This is a genomic window from Sphingobium sp. TomTYG75 (assembly GCF_054771635.1).
Genome location: NZ_BSRE01000002.1, coordinates 646,835 through 665,566, shown reverse-complemented (window position 1 = coordinate 665,566; position 18,732 = coordinate 646,835). Strand labels below are relative to the sequence as shown.

Sequence of the window (18,732 nt, the reverse complement as noted above, 5' to 3'; positions counted from 1 at the left end):
CACCTCCATCCGTTTACCCGGCCTGCTTGACCCTTATATACCATTCCACCAGCCGACGGACCTGCCGTTCGGTGTAGCCTCGTTCGATCATCCGCGCGACGAACTCGTCATGCTTGCCCGCCGTGTCGCCGTCCTTCTTGGACCCGAAGCTGATGACCGGCAGAAGGTCCTCGACCTGGCTGAACATCCGCTTTTCGATGACTTCGCGGATTTTCTCATAGCTCGTCCAGCTGGGATTGCGTCCGTCGTTGCTGGCCCGCATGCGCAGCGCGAACTTCACCACCTCGTTCCGGAAGTCCTTGGGATTGGCGATCCCGGCGGGCTTTTCGGTCTTGGACAATTCCTGGTTGATGATTTCCCGGTCCAGAAGCTGCCCCGTGTCCGGGTCCTTGAAATCCAGGTCCTCGATCCACGCGTCGGCATAAGCGACATAGCGGTCGAACAGGTTCTGGCCGTAGTCGTTATAGCTTTCGAGATAAGCCTTCTGGATTTCGTTGCCGATGAACTCGGCATAGCGCGGCGCAAGCTCGCCCTTGATGAATTCCAGATATTTGGCTTCCACATCGGCAGGGAATTGTTCCTGCCGGACCATCCCTTCCAGCACATACATGAGGTGGACGGGGTCGGCGGCTATTTCGCTGCTGTCATGGTTGAAGGTCGCCGACAGCGCCTTGAAGGCGAAGCGGGTCGATGTGCCCGACATACCCTCATCCACACCGGCGGCATCCCGATATTCCTGCATGCTCTTGGCGCGCGGATCGATCTCCCGCAGCATTTCGCCGTCATATACGCGCATCTTGGAATAGAGATTGCTGTTCTCATGTTCCCGCAGCCGCGTGAGGACAGAAAAGCGCGCCAGCATGTCCAGTGTCCCCGGAGCGCAAGGTGCCTTGCTGAGGTCCGATTCCCTCAACAGCTTTTCATAGACATGCCGTTCTTCGGTCGCCTGCAAGCTATAGGGCACCTTGATGACATAGATGCGGTCGATGAAAGCTTCATTATTCTTGTTATTCTTGAAATTCGACCATTCCGATTCATTGGAATGGGCCATGATGATGCCGTTGAAGGGGATGGCCCCGATATTCTCGGTGCCGATATAATTGCCCTCCTGCGTCGCGGTCAGCAGCGGGTGGAGCATCTTGATCGGCGCCTTGAACATCTCGACGAACTCAAGCATCCCCTGGTTCGCGCGATTAAGGCCGCCCGAATAGCTGTAGGCATCGGGGTCATTCTGCGACAGCATCTCCAGCTTGCGAATATCGACCTTGCCGACCAGCGAGCTGATGTCCTGGTTATTCTCATCGCCCGGCTCGGTCTTGGCGATGGCGATCTGCCGCATGCGCGAAGGCATCAGGCGAATGACCTTGAACTGCGAGATGTCGCCGGAAAACTCGTCCAGCCGCTTGCGCGCCCATGGGCTGATCATGCCGGTCAGGCGGCGGCGGGGAATGCTGTAATTTTCCTCGATGAAAGCGCCGTGCGTTTCCGCGTCGAACAGGGCAAGCGGGCTTTCGAAGATCGGGCTGATCTCATCCCCGGCCTTCAGCGCATAGATTGGGTGCGCTTCCATCAACGCCTTGAGCCGTTCGGCCAGCGAGGACTTACCGCCGCCGACCGGGCCGAGCAGATAGAGGATCTGCTTGCGCTCCTCCAACCCCTGGCTCGCATGGCGCAGGAAGCTGACGATATGTTCGATCGTCGCCTCCATGCCGTAGAAATTGGCGAAGCTTTTGTATCGGCGGATGGTGCGGTTCATGAAGATCCGCCCGAGCCGCTGGTCGCGGGATGTGTCTATGATCTCCGGCTCACCGATCGCCGCCAGCAGGCGCTCCGGTGCTGATGCATGCATCAGAGGATCATTGCGGCACCCCAGCAAATAATCCTCAATCGACATCTCGGCTTGACGCCGTTCGTCAAAATTCCGGGTGAAGCTCGAAAACAGTTCGCTTTTCGTCACTGACGACTCCCGCCGCAGTAGTCATGTTACGAATATAATACGCGCGAGCCGGCAAAAATAGTCCTACAAAATTGAATGACTGTAAAAATTATTCCTGACCATCCGGATATTTCACGATAAACTGCCTGCGGGACGCGGGCACCTTGGCGATGCGCGCCTCCCGCCGCGAACTCTGTCGAAGCGAGCGGAGCGAGCCTCCTCGCTCCGCTCCCGACGCCTTACTTTTTGCCGTTGCCCGAACTTCCATTCCCGGAACTGCCGTTCCCCGAACTCCCGTTGCCGGAGCTGCCATTTCCGGAGCTTCCATTGCCCGAGCTGGTGCCGCCCGTCGTAGTCCCGCCAGTGCTCGTCGTCGTGGTGCCACCTCCGCCGGTGCTGCTACTTCCGCCGGTCGATGAACCGCCACCAGCACTCGATCCGCCGCTGGATGAGCTTGACGAACTGGTTGAGCTACTCCCTGCGGATGATGCGAACAGGGCTACCTGCTGGTTCATCTGACTGCCTACCGCCTGCCCCAACAGCCAGGTCGCCCCGACCATCCCGCCGCCGATGATGGCCAGCAAAAGCGCATATTCGGCAGCCGTAGCGCCTCCACGATCGCGCCACAGTCTTGAAGCTGAAAAGATTCCAGGCATGATGCTTCCCCCATTCGCCGATGCGCCTTCCCGGCGCACGGCGTCCACACCCGCCTTTGGATATATAGCATAAATGCTATTAACCGCGATGGGCAAAGAAGGGTATAAGAAGGCGACCATTTTCGCGGTCTTAAGAGCATGGAGAGGTGCGATGACATCCATTCTGCTCCACATTCACGACGATAGCGCCATGGAGAGCCGACTCCAGGCCGCCAGTGACATTGCCCGGGCGCTCGAGGCGCATATCCACTGTGTGCAGGTCACCTCCATGCCTAACCTTGTTGCCGGGGATCTTTATGGCGGGGCGTCCATCGCCCCCGCGATCATGGCCGAACTGCACCAGATCGATGCGCGGATGCGTGTTAAGGTAGAGCAACGGCTACAGCGCGAAGACGTAAACTGGGATTGGCGACAGGTCGATGGCGACATCGTTCACGGCCTGCTTTCAGCGTCCGCCCTCTGCGACTTCATGATCGTGACGCTGCCCGCTGGCCCTCGGCGGGAAATGAGCGATCCTTTGCATCTCGCCGCCGATCTGGCGATGGGCGGCCGCACGCCGGTCCTCGCCGTGCCGGAGGACGCACGGGGCATGATGATCACGGGCCGGGCGCTGGTCGCCTGGGAAGGATCGCGCGAGGCATCGGCGGCGCTCCGGTTGGCCGTACCGCTGCTGAAGCATGCCGCAGAAGTGGATGTGGTGACCGTGGAGGAAGCAGGCAAATATCCCTTCCCCGCGACCGATGCGCCCGAATATCTCTCCCGTCATGGCGTCAAGACGCAATTCCATACATGGCCGCAGGATGGCCGCACCGTAGAGGCGACGCTGAAAGCCGCGATCAATGTGCTGAAGCCCGATTGGATGGTGATGGGCGCATTCGGGCACAGCCGCTGGCGCGAACTCGTCTTCGGGGGCGTGACCCGCACGATGCTGCGCGAGGCCCATGTCCCGCTGTTGCTGGCGCACTGACGAGGCCGCAGCGAAGCTCCGATCCGGAGAGATTGCGCCAAATTGAACCTTTCGCGCGGTCGATCACGCGCAAAAAAAGCCCTTGCGCGCGCGGCGCCACGCAAATGCCGGGCGAAGAAGTTAACGCCGGGCAATCTTTACCCCTCTGGTCCCATCAAATCGGCGGCATCTCCAGTCCCCTCGGCCGCCGATAAAGCATAGATTCCCCGAAGCTACAGGGTCTTGCCTCGATGCGGGGCGATTTGCGTGGACGCAAGATCAAGGGGGGAATTGATGCAATTGGGGTGGAAAGCCAGGATCATGATGGTTGCAGGCATGGTTGCCGCCATGCTGTTCCTGCTGCTGGGCGTTCGCGAAATGCAACGATCGTCAGCCGCGACGGTCCCGCCGATCCGTTCGGCAGCGGACAGTCGATCCTCCCAACCCGTCGTCCTTGCATCCGCCGCCCGCCCGATCCGGACAGGCGAGACGATCACCGCCGCCATGATCCGCAATGCGATAGCTGACCCTACTCGCCACCCGACCGCCGCCACGCCCGCCGAACTGATCGGGAAGGTCGCCACTCGCGCCATTGCCGCAGGCGCGCTCATCCCCAGGGACGCGGTCGGCGGCGAAGAAAAGCTCGCGATCCGCGTGCCGGTCGGCATGCGAGCGATCAGCATCGACACCACGGCGGAGATCGCCGTTGCGGGCCTTGTCCGCCCCGGCGACCGCGTGGACGTGCAGGTCGTCTATCCCGGCGCCGACGCCATCAGCGGCGCGCGTGGCGCAGGCCGCAGCCGAGCCCAGACATTGCTTCAGATGGTTCAGGTGCTCGCCGTGGGCGACGCCGTCCTCGGCACCGCGCCAGCATCAGGGACGAAAGACCAGCTGTCCTCCCCGCCACCGCCCGCCCGAACCGTGACACTGGCACTCGATCCCCGTCAGGTCTCCATACTGTCGCTGGCAAAGAGCACGGGCGCGCTCACTCTTTCCCTTCGCAATCCGGTGGACAGCGAGCAGGTCGCGGTCGCACCAACCAATTCCAACGGTCCCGACCCCGCCCCGCTCACCCAAGCCCTACCCGCACGCCCTGCGCCCATGCCCGCGCAGGCTCGTCCCGCCCCTGCTCCCCGCCAGCCGATCGAGCTGGTCATCGGCGACCGCCGCGAAACCATCTATTCGGGGAGCGCCCAGCGTTGAAACTCCCCTTCGCCCTCGCAGTCGCGCTCGCCGCAGCACCTCCCGCCCAGGCGCAGGATCAAAGGTCGCTGTCGATCCAGCAGAAGCGGACGCTCACCTACCCCCGCCCCATCGGCCGGATAGAGGTGGATCGCGACGACGTTATTTCGGTCGCCGCGCCGACCGCCCGGTCCTTGAGCGTCACCGGAATAGGCGCAGGCACCACCACGATCAGCATATTCAGCCGCGACGGGTCGCTGATGGCGGAAACGCGCTTTGCCGTGTCGTCCTCCCCCGCAACCGCGCGGGAGCCGGGCGCACTCCTCAGCCCCCATATCGTCGCAGGCGAGCAGGTCGTGGCCGTCGATGTGCAATTTGCCGCCGTGTCCTCCTCCACGCTCAAGGCTTTGGGATTCAACTTCTCCAAACTCAGCGGCGACATTCAGGGCGCGGTCGTCTCGCCCAGCAGCTTCAAGAGCGCCAGCTTCTCGCCCGGCGGCTCCTCGCTCGACGCCAGCGTGCCCATCCAGAATGCGTTCAACCTGTTCCTGTCCGCCCCCAATCGCGGCATCAACGCGGTGCTGAGCGCCCTTTCCTCCAACGGCCTGTCCGAATTGCTGGCCCAACCCACCCTGCTGGTCCGATCGGGCGAGCAGGCGAGCTTCCTCGCGGGCGGCGAGATCCCCGTGCCCGTGCCGCAGGCATCGGGCAACGGCAACGCCATCTCCATTCAATATAAGGAATTCGGCGTCCGCCTGTCCGTCACCCCCTTCGTCCTGTCACCCGACCAGATCGTGCTGAAAATCGCGCCGGAGGTCAGCGAACTCGACTATAATAGCGGCGTCCAGTTGCAGGGCTATGTCGTGCCCGGCCTGCGCCGCCGATCGGCCGAAACCACGGTCGAACTGGGCAGCGGCCAGAGCTTCGTGATCGCGGGTCTAAGCTATTCCAGCCAATCGACCACGCGAGAAAAGACACCGTTGCTAGGCGACATTCCGGTAATCGGCGCCTTCTTCCGCCGCCAGCAGACCCAGAAGGAGCGGCAGGAACTGGTCATCGTCGCAACGCCGCGGCTGGTGGGGCCGGTGCAGGCCAAGGATGTGCCCGCCCTGCCCGGATCGCTGCTCGACACCAAAGACCCGATCGTCCCCTTCGGCGTGGTGAGGCCATGACAATGGCGCGCATCATCCTCCTGTCGGTCGATCACAGCCTTGCGGCGCGGATCGGCGAAGCCATGCAAGGCCGCGCGACAGTCGACCTGACGCAATCCGTGATGCCGGATATGGTCGAGGGGCCTTGCGTAATCCTGGTGGACCGGGACGCGATCCCTCCAGAACGCTCGATAGCAACAGCCCTGTCGACAGTGGCCGAAGGCGCGACCGGACGCCCGATCGTGCTTGTCACCGGCGAAACAGGCGCAGACGAGATATTGCACGCCATCCGTTCCGGCGCGGACGATGTCATCCCCCGCGCGGCGGAGGGTGACGAAATCGCCGCGATCCTCGGACACCTCCTCAACCGCTCAACCGCCGATCATGGCAAGGGCGGACGCCTGACGCTGGTCCTCGGCGCGGATGCGGAAAACGCCGCGATGGTCGCGACCGACATGGCGGTCAACCGCGCCCGCGCGGGGTCGTCCACACTCCTGATCGACTTCACAATGCCGACCAGCGCGGCAGAGGCCTATCTCGACCTGCCTGTAAGCTACGGCATCGCCTCGGCCATCGCCGACATAGAGCGTCTGGACGCAAGCCTGCTGTCCAGCGCGCTCGCCCGGCATGATCCAAGCGGCCTCATGCTGCTGACGCTGGACGGCGGGGCAGGCACGGAGCCTGCGGGCATCGCCCCTACCGGCATAGCCGCGCTCGTCCGCCTGCTGCGCGCCTGTTGCGGCGACCTGATCCTCTGCGCGGGCAGCCTGCGCCATCCGGGCCTCCTGCGCACACTGGCTTTGCTCGCCGATCGCATCGAGCTGGTCTGCGCGCAATCCATCCGCGAAATGGACGCCTGCCGCCGCCTGCTCGATCGCATCGGAGACGATGAGGCAAGCCTGTCACGCACACGCCTGCTCGTCTGGGATCATCAGCCCGCCATATTGCTCGACAGCCGCCGCATGAGCGACATCTTGCGCACCGGCAGCACCCTGCCGCTCCCCATCGATCAGATACGCATGCGCAACGCCCTGAATGCAGGCCGCCCGCTCGCCATGGAGGCCGCACCAGACCGCTACATGCGCGCCATCCGCACCGCCTGCGGCATCGAACCACAGCGATCGTCCAAGAACCTGGAGCGCCTCCGCCGCCTCCTCCAGCGCCCCGTGGAACCAGCGGCATGAGCCTGCTCTTCGACACCAACCTGCCACGCGGCACGGCTAGGCCCGCCCCCGTCGCGCAGCCAGCCGCCCAGCGGATGAGCGACAGCTATCAGGCGGTGATGGCGCAGACCTGCGCGCAGGTCATCGAACAGCTGGAAGCACGCGGGAGCACAGCCGAAACGCTCGGCGCACGGGCACTGCGCGCCGAAATAGAACAGGTCATCACCAGCCGCAGCAGGCGCGGGCAACTCGCGCTCAACACGGCAGAACGGCTGCTGTTGATCGAGGATGTGGAGGACGAAGTCGCCGGACTCGGCCCGCTAGCCCCACTGCTCCGCGATGGCAGCATCGATGACATCATCGTCAACGGCTCCGGCACCATCTATGTAGAACGCAGCGGCCTGCTGGAAAAGGTCGACCGGCGCTTCCGCGACGACGCCCATCTCATGAACATCATCCAGCGTATCGTCGGCCCGATCGGCCGCCGCGTGGATGAAGCCAGCCCCTATGTCGACGCGCGCCTTTCCGACGGCTCCCGCGTCAATATCGTCATCCCGCCGGTCGCGCTCGACGGCCCGATGCTGTCGATCCGCAAATTCCGCATGCAGGCGCTGGGTATAGAGGATTTCATCAACCGTCAGGTGATGAGCGCTGAAATGGCCGCCTATCTCGCCGCCGCCGTCCGGTCGCGGCTGAACATCCTGATCTGCGGCGGTACGGGTGCGGGCAAATCCACCCTGCTCAACATGCTGTCCCACTTCATCAGCGACCGCGAGCGGCTGATCACCATAGAGGATGCCGCCGAGTTGCAGTTGCGGCAGGACCATGTCGTCCGGCTGGAAACCCGCCCGCCCAATGTCGATGGCAATCGAGAGATCAGCGCGCGCGAGCTCGTCCGCAACGCGCTGCGCATGCGGCCCGACCGCATCATCCTGGGCGAGGTGCGCGGGGTCGAGGTGGTGGAGATGCTGCAAGCCATGTCCACAGGCCACGACGGATCGATGGCGACGCTGCACGGCAATTCCCCACGCGACGCCTTCGCGCGTCTTGAAATGCTGATGGGCTTTGCCGGGGTCCAGAATGACATCCGCGCGATCCGGCGGTTCATCGCCAGCAGCGTCCATGTCGTGGTGCATATCCAGCGCCTGTCGAACGGCAGCCGCCGCGTGACCGGCGTGACCGAAGTCACCGGCATCGAAGGCGAAGCCTATTCCTTCAACGAGCTGTTCAGCTTTCACGAACAGCCCGCCATGTCTGGCATAGGCGAATTTCGCAGCCACTCGCCCCGCCCCTATTTCGCCCCACGCCTGCGCGACTATGCGCCGGGCGCCGTCCGGCAGGGCATAGTGTGAAGGCGGCAGCGTTCCTCCTGCTCGCGCTGTTGACGCTGGCGGCGACGGCCTCCCCGCTGCTCGCCCTGCGCGCGCGGGAACAGGCGCGCCTGTCGCGACGGCTGGCAGCAATCGCGCCCGGCAATGCCCCAGCATCCCGCCCAAGCGTCCGCCTGACCGTCCCCAGCCTCGCCGCGCCACTGCTGGCCCGCGCGCAACTGGAAATAACCACGCGCGCGATAGGCATCTTCGGCGGCTGCATGGCGTTGTTCACCCTCGCCACATTGCTGGCAACCGGGCCGGTGATGACAGTCATCCTGCTACCGCTCCCGCCAGCCCTATTGTTCCTGTGGATCAGGTCGCGTGCTCAGCGCCGCGTGAACGCCCTTATCGAAGCCCTGCCCTTCTACATCGATGCCGTGCGCCAGATGCAGGCGGTCGGCAGCTCATTGCCGCAAGCGCTGGAACGATCGCTCACCGACGCACCCGGCATCGTCCGCAGCTATCTCGCGCCAGCCGCACGCCGCTTCGAACTCGGCACCCCGGTGAGCGAGGCGATGCAGCAGCTTGCCGACCGTCTCCGCGTTCCTGAAATGTCGATGCTGGCAGCGGCGATCCGCACCAACATGCGCTATGGCGGCCCCGTCAGCGCGGTCCTGTCGAACCTCTCCGCCATCCTGCGCGAACGCATCCGCATCGCGCGCGAACTGAAAGCCGCAACGTCCGAAGCCAAGGTCAGCTCCCGCGTGCTGATCGCCATGCCGATCGTCGCGATGGCGCTGCTGATGGCGTCCAACCCCGCCTATATCGACTTCTTCCTCGACGACGCGCGCGGCCACCGCATGGCTGTGATCGCAATCGGACTTCAGATCGCAGGCATGCTGGTCATGCGCCGGGTGATGAGGCTCGCCTTCTGATGCCCTCGGCCTTTCTCCTCGCCTGCCTCCTCATGGCGCTCATCGGGCTCGGCCTAGCCTTGCTCGGCGGCCGGATGCTGATCGCCGACCAAAGGCTTGAGGCGCGGCTCGCCCGGCTCGCGCCAATCGGACAAGCCAAGCCCTCGCTGCGCCTACCCACCATACTCGGAGCCGAAGGCCGCAACCGGTCGAGCCTCGAACGCCAGTTACAGCTCGCAGGCTATCAAGACCCACGCGCCATCAACCACTTCCTCTGGCTGCGCCTAGCCGCAACCCTGCTAGCCGCGCTGCTGGCCGCGTTCCTGTGCCGCATCCTCTGGCACGGCTGGCTATCACGCCCGATGCTGATCGTCATTGCCGCAGGGCTAGCCTTCGTGGGCGCGCGCCAAGCGCTGAACCTGCTCGCCTCCAGCCGGGCAAGGAAGATCACCGCCGAATTTCCCTTCCTGCTCGACCTCATGCTGATGATGCTGGAAAGCGGCGTCTCGCTCGACCAATGCTTCCGTTCGATCGCCCGCGACGAACAGGTCGCGGTGCCGCACCACGGCCAACTAATCGCCTTGCTCGTCACCGACCTAGACCGGGGCATGCGCTACGAACTGGCGCTAGATCGCTGGGCCGCGCGCGTGGCGGTCAGCGGCGCGAAAGAACTCGCGTCCCTGTTCCGCCAGGCCATGTTCCAGGGGATAGAGCTTGCCCCCGCCCTGCGCGAATTTGCCCGTGAATTCACCCAGCGCCGCGTCGCCCGCGCGCGGGAAGCGATGGGCGGCATCACCGTGCGCATGGTGGTGCTGATGATCCTCTTCTTCATGCCCGCCCTGTTCATCGTTCTGGGCGGGCCGCCGGTCGTCGCCATCCTCGACACCTTGCGGGCGAGCGCGCGATGATGTGGCTCCTCCCCCTGCTCCTCGCAGCCGCCGACACATCCGGTTCGACCCGCAGCCTCTATCTGCAACTCATTCATCAGGCCCGCGTCGATGGCAGGCCCCGCGCCGCCATCGCCTATCTGGACGATTTCGACCGCCGCTATCCCGGCGACCGCGACGCCCGCATCCTGCGGGTGAACAGCCTGCTAGACCTCAACGATCTCAATGCAGCCGAAGCAGCCGCCGCAGCCCTCCCCGACGGCGGCGGCAGCGCGGTACGCGGCCACCTGCTCGCTGCGCGCGGACGCTGGTCCGAAGCCATCGCGCCCTACAGCCAAGCGGTTCAGGCAAGCCCCGCCGACCCCATGCTCCGCAACGCCCTCGGCTTCGCCCAGCTACGCGCGGGGCTAGCAGCGGAAGCGGCGGAAAGCCTGCGCGGCGCGCTGGACCTGTCGCCGGGCACCCCAGTGATCCGCAACAACCTGCTGCTCGCATTGAAGGCAGCCGGTCAGAATGCCGAGGCGGAAGCCCTCCTCTCCACCATCCGCGATGAGCCTCAGCGTGACGCCCTCCGCCGCCAGATCGCCGCGCAAGCCGCTCGTCTCCCCGCACCAAAGGACCGCTGATGCTCTGCCTTTGCTTTCTATTGGCTTCCGCCCCCACGCTCCCTGAGGCCGATCAGGCACGCCGCGTGATCGAATGGCAGCTACGCTCACCACCCCGCGCCCAGGAAAGCACCGGCCTCAGCGCGGAAGAAGCTGAGGCCATCCGCAACCGCTACCTGCAATCCATCGGCCAACGCCTGCCCCGCTCCGCCGATCAGGACGCCCCCACCTTCCCATGATGCTGCTCCGCCGCCTCCATCCCCTGTGGCACGACCGGCGCGCAGCCGTGGTGCCGATGGTCGCGGCATTCGGCGCCGTGCTGGTCGGGGCGATGGGCTTCGCCCTCGACGCGGGCCTCTATTATGCGGGAAACCGCGACCTCCGCGCCGCGACTGAAAGCGCCGCCCTCGCCGCCGCCATGTATCCCGCGCAAGCAGAGGCGCGCGCCCGCGACAGCCTGAGCCGCAACGGCTATGATCCCGCGATCCTGCGTTCGGTGGAACTTGGCCGCTACTGCCCCGACGCGGCCCTATCCGCGCCCCAGCGGTTCGACGCCAGCTTCACCCGCTGCCCCGGCAATGGCCAGCCCACTGCCGTACGCATCCGCACCGGCAAGCCCAGCCGCCAGTTCTTCACACGCGTCCTGGGCGGCGCCAATCCCATCCCCGAACTCGCCGCCACCGCCACCGCCGCGCGCATCGACGAAGCGGGCGTCGGCGTCAGCTCCGGCATCCTCACCGTCACCAATTCGCTGCTGAACAGCGTCAATGACCTGCTCGGCGGGCTGCTTGGTATCCAGTTGCAGTTGGGAATGAGCGACGTCCAGACCCTGATGGGCGGCTATGTCGATGCAGGCCGCTTCTTCGACGCACTGGCTCAGCGCGTCGGCGAAACGGGCACCTATGGCGCCCTGACCAACCGCAGCGTGGGATTGCGCGACCTGATGCTGGCGGCGGCAAGCGCGGCCGACCAACCAGCCACCGCCGCCACCCTGACCCTAGTCGCAGGCAGGGTGAGCAACAGCTACTCCGTGCCATTGCAGGGCCTGTTCGGCCTTGGCGTATGGAAGAACATGCCAGTCGGCGAGGCGGACGAGCAACCCGGCCTGCGCGCCGGGCTCAACGCCTATCAGCTTTTCGCCTTCGCCGTTCAGGCGGGCAATGGCAGCATCGACCTGTCCGACGCCATCAGCCGTGTCGCATCGGGCAGCACGATACGCCTCGCCGCCGTCGCCACCGGCCCGATCGACAGGCCGCGCTTCTCCTTCGGACCAGCGGGTGAGACCAGCGCCAGCACATCGGCGCTGCGGTTGCAGCTGAACCTTGGCCTCAACCTCAACATATTGGGGATCGGCGTCGAATCCGTCCCGCTGCTTATCGACGTCGCCGCAGCCCGAGCGGACGTCAGCGCCATAGACTGCGCCAACACGGCGGAGCAGGCGCGCGACAGCCGGGTGAGCATTCTGGCCACCTCCGGCCTAGTCAACGCCTATATCGGTCAGGCGCCCGCCAACGCCATGAGCCGCCCGATGCCGCCGCTCTCCGCCAGCGACATTGCCCCCGCCCGCATCCTGAGCGTCCTCAACCTCATCACCGCCGACGCCCGCGCGGTCGCGCAGCCGGTGATGGGCAATAGCGGAACGCTGCTTTTCGGGCCGGGCGGTCAGGGGACGATTGGCCGCCCCGGCACGCCCGGAACACCCGCCACCATCGGCAACGGGTCGCAAACGGGGCCACTGCTAACGTCCCTCACCAACAGCCTCAGCGGCCCGAACGGCCTTCAGGTGAAGCCGCTCAACCTCTGCATCTGGCCGCTATGCGACACAGGCGCCACACGCTCCCAGCTGCTCGGCGCAATCACCACCCCGCTGGCCGCGCTCATCGGCAATACCGCCGATCCGCTGCTCGACAATCTGCTCGCCGCGCTCGGCATCCAGCTTGGCCACGCGACCATATGGGTCACGGGCGTCCGGTGCGGCGTGCCGGTGCTGATTTAAAGGAGACCGGCGGCGCGATCCCCTCCACGCGCCGCCGATCATGACCGGAGGGATTTAAGGAGAATGACGATGATCATCGATGTGGCACGAAAGTTCATGAAGCGCCTGGCGCGCGACGAAAACGGCCTCACCGCCGTGGAATATGCCGTCCTGGGCGGCGTGATCGTAGCCGCGATCACGGCACTTCAGACCGACTTCACCAATGGCCTGAAGGGCGCCTTCACCGCCCTGTTCAACAGCGTCAGCTAAACCGCCGATGAAAGCCCATCGCAGGAGGAGCCGCGCCCCCGCGTCCCGGCTCCTCCCCTGTCAGAAAGGCATCGCGGCGCTGGAATTCGCGCTCGTCACTCCAGCGCTGCTGATGCTCATCTTCGCGATCATCATCTATTCCTTCTGGTTCTCGGCCCTGCTCGGCGTCCGCCATGCCGCTGCGGAGGGCGCGCGCGCCGCGATGGCGGGGCTTTCCTCCAGCGAACGCGCCACACTGGCCCGCACCCGCGCACAGGCCGTCATCAACGGCTATGGCACGCTGCTCTCTTCGGGAGGGACAGTCGACATTCAGGCCGCGCCAGACGGCATAGGCCAGTTCAGGGTTCAGGTTCGCTACGACATAAGCGGGTCGCCGCTCATGCGCTACTCCACCTTCATCCCGCTCCCCTCGACCACCCTCGACGCAACGGTGATCGTCACCAACGGCAGCTATTGACCGGCCCGGCTGCCCGCCCTGCCGTAACAGCTACGAATATCAACAATCCCCCTTTCCTTTTCGCCGACGGCTGCGTAACTGTCCGCTCTCGCCATGACGCGCGCGCAACATTGATTGTCCGCGCGTCGCGGGATGTCCGGAACGGCGATGAGCGCTAGTTCGGATGTCCGCGAGGTAGTTTAGGGCACGCTTTTGCACCCGCAAGAGACGCCGCCATGCAGGAGTTAGCCATGCTTTCAAAGGTCACGCTCGCCAATACCGACCTCTCGGTCAGCCGTCTGTGCTACGGCACCAACATGCTCGGCTGGTCGATCGACCAGGACCGCAGCAACGCGATCCTCGACAAGTTTCTGGAACTGGGCGGCAATTTCGTCGACACCGCCCGTTCCTACGGCGACTGGATGCCCGACGCGCCCAAGGGCGCCAGCGAACGCGCCATCGGCGCCTGGCTGAAGGGCAAGAAGCGCGAAGACGTCATCGTCGCGACCAAGGGCGGCCATTTCGACATGCGCGCTGGCGACTATCGCAACCGCGTCAACGCCACCGACATCGGCAGCGACCTCAATGAGAGCCTTGAGCATCTGGGCGTCGACACCATCGACCTCTACTGGGTCCACATGGACAATCCGGAAACCCCGGTTGCCGAACTGATCGACTTCCTGAACGAAGCCAAAAATGCGGGCAAGATCCGCTATTTCGGCGCGTCGAACTGGTCCGACGCCCGCGTGCTGGAAGCCAACGAATACGCCAAGGCGAACGGCAAGGCTGGCTTCGTCGCCGTCGAACCCTTCTGGGGCCTCGCCAAGCCCAATGAAGAGGCTGCCACGGCCCAGGGCTACCAGATGTATTTCGAAGATCATGGCGGCAAGCTCAAGGATGCTGGTCTCGCCATCGTTCCCTATTGCTCGCAGAGCCGCGGCTACTTTGCCTTCGCCGAAAAGGGTGAAGTTCCCGAGCATCTTCAGGGCTTCTATGACAACCCGGTCAACAAGGACCGTCTCGCCGCTGCCAAGGACGTCGCCGCCAAGCATGGCGTCAGCGTTTCGGACGTGGCGCTGGCCTACCTCCTGAACCAGCCGCAGCAGGTGATCCCCATCTTCGGCGCGTCCAGCCCGGCCCGTATCGAGGAAGCCGTCAAGGCCGCCTCGCTCACCCTGTCGGCTGACGAAGTCGCGGCGCTGAAGATCGGCTGATCTTCCTAAGCTCGAAAAGAATGAAAGGGGGGCGATCCGGCGATCGCCCCCTTTTTTATTGCTCATCCCGATCAATTTTGCGCGAAGCGATCAATCTGGAATAGATTGTGCAAATTATTACGCGATCACTATTATTTTTGCCTGACTAACGACAAAGAACGCGATAAAAGGATGACGACTATACGCATGTGGCAAATCTAGGAGATCATGATGACCGCTGCCCTTTCACAATCACGGTCGGGCGCAGCGCCTGCATCTCTCTCCAGTCCGGGCCAGATCGGCGCGCTGACCCTCGCCAACCGAATCATCGTCACCGCCATGGGCGTCAGCCTGGCCCAGGCAGACGGCACGGTCAGCCAGCGCCTGATCGATTATCATGTGGCGCAGGCAAAGGGCGGCGCGGGCCTGATCATCATGGGCGTCACCGGCGTCGCTTGGCCCGTGGGCGCGGTTCAGCCTAACCAGACCGCAATTTCCGACGATCGTTTCCTGCCGGGTCTCACAAAGCTGACCGAGGCCGTTCACGCCGCTGGCGGACGGATCGCGGCACAACTCCATCATGGCGGCCTCGTCGCCGGGCATAGCGCGCAGGACGGCCATCCCCTCTGGGCTCCGGCCTATCCGCCGCCCTTCGCGGGCGATTTCCCCGACTATTTCCTGCCAGAAGAAATGGCGGCATTCGCGGGCGGCGTGGTGCCGGAAATCAAGGTTCTGGAGAAGGCCGACATCGACCATGCCGTCCGCCAGTTCGCCGACGCAGCACTCCGTGCCAAGCGCGCCGGAATGGACGGCTTGGAAATCCACGGCGGCCATGGCTACCTGCTCTCCTCCTTCGTCTCGCCGTCCACCAACACGCGCGAGGATGAATATGGCGGCGACGTGCCGGGCCGCGCGCGCCTGCTGCTAGAGGTCGTGCGCGCCGTTCGCGCGGCGGTCGGCCCCGACTTCCCGATGTGGGTCAAGATGGACTCGCGCGAACTGGGCAAGAAGAACGGCATCACCATCGACCATGCCCTCGAACTGGCGCCATTGGTCGAAGCAGCGGGCGCCGACGCCCTCACCATCACCGCCTATCATGACGTTGGCCAGGGCAAGCTCCACTCCGGCTCCAACATCCCGCACGAACCCGCCTTCAATCTGGAAGCCGCCGCCGCCATCCGGAAGGTCGTTTCCATCCCCGTGATCGCATCGGGTCGGGTGGAAATCGATCGCGGCGAAAAGGGATTGGCGCAGGGCGAATTCGACTTCCTCGCCATGGGGCGCAAGCTGCTCGCGGACCCGGACCTGCCCCGCAAGCTGGCGGAGGGCCGGGTCGCCGACATCCGCCCCTGCATCTACTGCTACACCTGCGTCAGCACGGCCTATCTGCGCGAACAGGTGCGCTGCGCCGTGCGATCGGAAACCGGCTATGAGGACCTCGATTGGTCCCCGGCCAAGGTCCCCGGCCATGTCGTGATCGTGGGCGGCGGACCCGGCGGCATGGAGGCCGCGCGCAGGCTGGACCTTGCGGGCGCCAAGGTCACACTCATTGAAAAATCCGATCGTCTGGGCGGCACGCTGCGCTTCGCAGGTCTCGCTTATGAACCCAATGAGCGGCTGCTCAACTGGCTGCGTGACCAGCTTGGCAAGTCTAAGGTCGATGTGCGCCTGAAAACGGTGGCGACCCCGGAACTGATCGCCAGCCTGATGCCCGACAAGGTCATTGTCGCGACCGGCGCCGTGCGCGACATGCCGCCGATCCCCGGCAATGATCAGGATTTCGTGCTGTCGGGCGACGATCTGCGCGGCATGATGCTGGGCGAGGACTCCGCCGAAATCCGCCGCAAGACCAGCTGGACGACCCGCGTCGCGACGAAGCTCGGCGCGGCCACCGGCGCAACCGCCAATCTCGATCTGGTGCGCAAGGCGACCCACGCCTGGATGCCGCTCGGCAAGCGCGTCGTGATCATCGGCGGCGAACTGGTCGGCGTGGAGCTAGCCGAATTCCTGATGGAGCGCGGCCGTGAAGTCACGGTCATCGGCGAAGCCGCCCGGTTCGGCGGTGGCCTGCTGCTGGTGCGCCGCATGCGCCTGCTGGCCGAGCTGCGCGAACATGGCGTTGCGATGTTCTCCGGCGCGAGCGGGATCGCGATCGGCAAGAACAGCGTCAGCTTCACCAATGCGGACGGCGAGCAGAAGAGCGTCGCTGCCGACCATGTAGTGGTGGCCATGGGCGCCCACGGCGACTCCACCCTCGCCAACGCGCTCCGCGCGCAGGGTCATGATGTGGTGGAGGTCGGCGACGGCACCGGCGTCACCTATATCGAAGGCGCGATCCGGGGCGCGGCTGAAGCCGTAGCCGCCATGGGCCGCTGATCAGGTCTTCAGATGTAAGCAAAAGGGGAGCGCCGCAATGCTCCCCCTTTAAATGAAGCTGCCCCCTAGCGAGACCACTTAACCCCGTTCGCCCTGAGCCTGTCGAAGGGCCTTACTTGTCTTAAGAAGTAAGAGGCTTCGACAAGCTCAGCCCGAACGGAATTGAGGGATCAAAAATCCCTACCCCCCAACCAACTCCGCCCCAGCCTCAACCCGATAATCCGCCATCACCGGCGCCGCCATGGCATCGGCAAACGCCTCATAGCTCCACGGCCAGCTGGCCGGGACGCCGGTCGCATCCAGATACCAGCTGCTGCAACCCGAACCGAAGATCGTGGTGCGCGCCGCCGCGATGCGCCTTTCCTCATAATCAGCATGAGCGTCAGAGCTCGGTTCAACCGTCCGCGCCTCTCCGGATCGGAGGAGGGCAAGCAGCTGATCGACATAGGCCCATTGCTTCTCCGCAATGTCGATCAGGGAGAAGTTGCCGACAGGCCCGGTCGGCCCATTCAGCATGAAGAAGTTCGGAAAGCCCGGTATCGTCACGGCATAATAAGCGGTCGGCCGAACGGACCACACATCGTCCAGCGAAACGCCATCCCGCCCCAGCACCGTTGTCGGCCGGATGAAGCGATCAGCATGGAAACCCGTCGCCAGCACCAGCGTATCGAGTTCATGGAGCCGTCCATCCTCCATCCGCACACCCTTGGCTTCGACGCGCGCGATGCGGTCACGCTCCACCTCGACATTGGGGTGCTGCACGGCGTCATAATAGGACCAGCTGTAGATCAGCCGCTTGCACGCCGCCCGATAATTGGGGCGCAACTTTTCCTTCAGCTCAGGATCGCGAATGCTGTTTTCCAGATTGTCGAGGCAATATTGCTCGATCGCCGCGATCTCTGGACCATGCGTGTCCGTAATGGCATGGGTGAAGCGGAAGATGTTGTCCCAATATTCCTTATTGTTGCGAATGTCGTCGATCAACGCGGGATCGCGACGGAACGCTTCCTTCTCTTCCTCGCTATACTGGAAATAGGGAACAGGCATGATCCACTGCGGCGACCGCTGGAAATGCACCAGTTTCGACGCCCGCGTGCTCAGTGCCGTGATGATCTGCACGCCGGTAGACCCATTGCCGATCACGCCCACCCGCGCGCCATCGATCGCGGCATCATCCTGCCAGCGGGCACTGTGGAAAGCCTGCCCCTCGAAACTGTCCAGACCTTCAATGTCGGGCAGCTTGGGATGGTGCAGCACACCCGAAGCGGCAATCACGACTTCGGCCTCAACCTCTTCGCCGGTGATCAAGCCCAGCCGCCAGAGGCCAGCGCCCTCGTCCCAAGCCGTTGATACGACTTCGCTGTTGAAACGGACGTGCGGCATAATGCCATATTTCTCGGCCGTCTTTTCGAAATAGGTCTGTATTTCACCGCCCTTGGCATAATAGGCGTCCCATTCCGCATAGGGCTCGAAACTATAGGTATAGGCGTGCGCTGGCACGTCGCAGGTCAGGCCCGGATAGCGGTTTTCCCGCCAGGTGCCGCCCAGCCGCCCGGCCTTTTCATAAACGGTGAAATCCTCGCCCGCCTGGCGCAGGCGGATGGCGGCAAGGATGCCCGCCATGCCCGCTCCAATAATTGCGAAACGCAGACCTTTGCGGCCCTGATCGATGGACAAGTCACTCTCCTGTCGGTTGTGTTTCTGACCATCATGATGATGCGACGGGCAG

17 protein-coding genes are annotated in these 18,732 nt (G+C 64.3%); 15 read left to right on the top strand and 2 right to left on the bottom strand.

What is annotated here, in order from left to right:
* Positions 1-13: 13 nt before the first annotated feature.
* Positions 14-1,957, bottom strand: a complete 1,944-nt coding sequence (locus ACYU81_RS16710) for a PrkA family serine protein kinase (protein ID WP_460988785.1) — start codon at positions 1,955-1,957, stop codon at positions 14-16.
* Between the two features lie 306 nt (positions 1,958-2,263).
* On the opposite strand from ACYU81_RS16710, the gene ACYU81_RS16705 reads away from it, so the two are divergent.
* From ACYU81_RS16705 to ACYU81_RS16635, 15 genes are all read left to right on the top strand, one after another.
* On the top strand, positions 2,264-2,455 hold the full coding sequence (locus tag ACYU81_RS16705) for a hypothetical protein (protein ID WP_460988783.1): 192 nt from the start codon (positions 2,264-2,266) through the stop codon (positions 2,453-2,455).
* Positions 2,456-2,743: 288 nt separating this feature from the next.
* The gene (locus ACYU81_RS16700; protein ID WP_460988781.1) at positions 2,744-3,559 is read left to right on the top strand and encodes a universal stress protein; all 816 of its coding nucleotides are present in this window, start codon (positions 2,744-2,746) and stop codon (positions 3,557-3,559) included.
* A 273-nt stretch (positions 3,560-3,832) separates the two neighbouring features.
* A complete protein-coding gene (cpaB, locus tag ACYU81_RS16695; RefSeq protein WP_460988779.1) occupies positions 3,833-4,741 on the top strand; it encodes a Flp pilus assembly protein CpaB in 909 nt (302 codons plus the stop codon).
* Positions 4,738-5,892, top strand: a complete 1,155-nt coding sequence (locus ACYU81_RS16690) for a type II and III secretion system protein family protein (RefSeq protein ID WP_460988777.1) — start codon at positions 4,738-4,740, stop codon at positions 5,890-5,892. The genes cpaB and ACYU81_RS16690 overlap by 4 nt, the downstream gene beginning before the upstream one ends.
* A 2-nt stretch (positions 5,893-5,894) precedes the next feature.
* Positions 5,895-7,055 (top strand): AAA family ATPase, encoded by a 1,161-nt coding sequence (locus tag ACYU81_RS16685; RefSeq protein WP_460988775.1) that lies wholly within the window; start codon positions 5,895-5,897, stop codon positions 7,053-7,055.
* Positions 7,052-8,386, top strand: coding sequence for a CpaF family protein (locus tag ACYU81_RS16680; RefSeq protein ID WP_460988773.1), 1,335 nt, complete (start codon positions 7,052-7,054; stop codon positions 8,384-8,386). The genes ACYU81_RS16685 and ACYU81_RS16680 overlap by 4 nt, the downstream gene beginning before the upstream one ends.
* Positions 8,383-9,282, top strand: coding sequence for a type II secretion system F family protein (locus ACYU81_RS16675; RefSeq protein ID WP_460988771.1), 900 nt, complete (start codon positions 8,383-8,385; stop codon positions 9,280-9,282). The genes ACYU81_RS16680 and ACYU81_RS16675 overlap by 4 nt, the downstream gene beginning before the upstream one ends.
* Positions 9,282-10,169: a type II secretion system F family protein gene (locus tag ACYU81_RS16670; RefSeq protein WP_460988769.1), complete on the top strand. Its 888-nt coding sequence runs from the start codon at positions 9,282-9,284 to the stop codon at positions 10,167-10,169. The genes ACYU81_RS16675 and ACYU81_RS16670 overlap by 1 nt, the downstream gene beginning before the upstream one ends.
* Positions 10,166-10,774, top strand: coding sequence for a tetratricopeptide repeat protein (locus tag ACYU81_RS16665; RefSeq protein ID WP_460988767.1), 609 nt, complete (start codon positions 10,166-10,168; stop codon positions 10,772-10,774). The genes ACYU81_RS16670 and ACYU81_RS16665 overlap by 4 nt, the downstream gene beginning before the upstream one ends.
* 65 nt (positions 10,775-10,839) lie before the next feature.
* Complete coding sequence (locus tag ACYU81_RS16660; protein ID WP_460988765.1) at positions 10,840-10,992, top strand: hypothetical protein; 153 nt, start codon at positions 10,840-10,842, stop codon at positions 10,990-10,992.
* Complete coding sequence (locus ACYU81_RS16655; protein WP_460988764.1) at positions 10,989-12,749, top strand: TadG family pilus assembly protein; 1,761 nt, start codon at positions 10,989-10,991, stop codon at positions 12,747-12,749. The genes ACYU81_RS16660 and ACYU81_RS16655 overlap by 4 nt, the downstream gene beginning before the upstream one ends.
* 69 nt (positions 12,750-12,818) lie before the next feature.
* A complete protein-coding gene (locus ACYU81_RS16650; RefSeq protein ID WP_460988762.1) occupies positions 12,819-12,998 on the top strand; it encodes a Flp family type IVb pilin in 180 nt (59 codons plus the stop codon).
* A 7-nt stretch (positions 12,999-13,005) separates the two neighbouring features.
* Positions 13,006-13,455, top strand: a complete 450-nt coding sequence (locus ACYU81_RS16645; RefSeq protein ID WP_460988760.1) for a TadE family protein — start codon at positions 13,006-13,008, stop codon at positions 13,453-13,455.
* 230 nt (positions 13,456-13,685) lie between these two features.
* Positions 13,686-14,648, top strand: coding sequence for an aldo/keto reductase (locus ACYU81_RS16640; RefSeq protein WP_460988758.1), 963 nt, complete (start codon positions 13,686-13,688; stop codon positions 14,646-14,648).
* A 210-nt stretch (positions 14,649-14,858) separates the two neighbouring features.
* A complete protein-coding gene (locus tag ACYU81_RS16635) occupies positions 14,859-17,003 on the top strand; it encodes an oxidoreductase (RefSeq protein ID WP_460988756.1) in 2,145 nt (714 codons plus the stop codon).
* Between the two features lie 180 nt (positions 17,004-17,183).
* Here the strand turns inward: ACYU81_RS16635 and ACYU81_RS16630 are convergent, their stop codons facing one another.
* Positions 17,184-18,680 carry a flavin-containing monooxygenase gene (locus ACYU81_RS16630; protein ID WP_460988754.1) on the bottom strand — a complete coding sequence of 499 codons (1,497 nt, stop codon included), beginning with the start codon at positions 18,678-18,680 and terminating at the stop codon, positions 17,184-17,186.
* Positions 18,681-18,732: the final 52 nt, after the last annotated feature.

What these genes read in the sequence shown, in the direction of transcription:
- ACYU81_RS16700 (WP_460988781.1), top strand. Translation starts at nt 2,744, where the DNA reads ATGACATCCATTCTGCTCCACATTCACGACGATAGCGCCATGGAGAGC.
- cpaB (WP_460988779.1), top strand. Translation starts at nt 3,833, where the DNA reads ATGCAATTGGGGTGGAAAGCCAGGATCATGATGGTTGCAGGCATGGTT.
- ACYU81_RS16685 (WP_460988775.1), top strand. Translation starts at nt 5,895, where the DNA reads ATGGCGCGCATCATCCTCCTGTCGGTCGATCACAGCCTTGCGGCGCGG.
- ACYU81_RS16680 (WP_460988773.1), top strand. Translation starts at nt 7,052, where the DNA reads ATGAGCCTGCTCTTCGACACCAACCTGCCACGCGGCACGGCTAGGCCC.
- ACYU81_RS16670 (WP_460988769.1), top strand. Translation starts at nt 9,282, where the DNA reads ATGCCCTCGGCCTTTCTCCTCGCCTGCCTCCTCATGGCGCTCATCGGG.
- ACYU81_RS16665 (WP_460988767.1), top strand. Translation starts at nt 10,166, where the DNA reads ATGATGTGGCTCCTCCCCCTGCTCCTCGCAGCCGCCGACACATCCGGT.
- ACYU81_RS16655 (WP_460988764.1), top strand. Translation starts at nt 10,989, where the DNA reads ATGATGCTGCTCCGCCGCCTCCATCCCCTGTGGCACGACCGGCGCGCA.
- ACYU81_RS16650 (WP_460988762.1), top strand. Translation starts at nt 12,819, where the DNA reads ATGATCATCGATGTGGCACGAAAGTTCATGAAGCGCCTGGCGCGCGAC.
- ACYU81_RS16645 (WP_460988760.1), top strand. Translation starts at nt 13,006, where the DNA reads ATGAAAGCCCATCGCAGGAGGAGCCGCGCCCCCGCGTCCCGGCTCCTC.
- ACYU81_RS16640 (WP_460988758.1), top strand. Translation starts at nt 13,686, where the DNA reads ATGCTTTCAAAGGTCACGCTCGCCAATACCGACCTCTCGGTCAGCCGT.
- ACYU81_RS16635 (WP_460988756.1), top strand. Translation starts at nt 14,859, where the DNA reads ATGACCGCTGCCCTTTCACAATCACGGTCGGGCGCAGCGCCTGCATCT.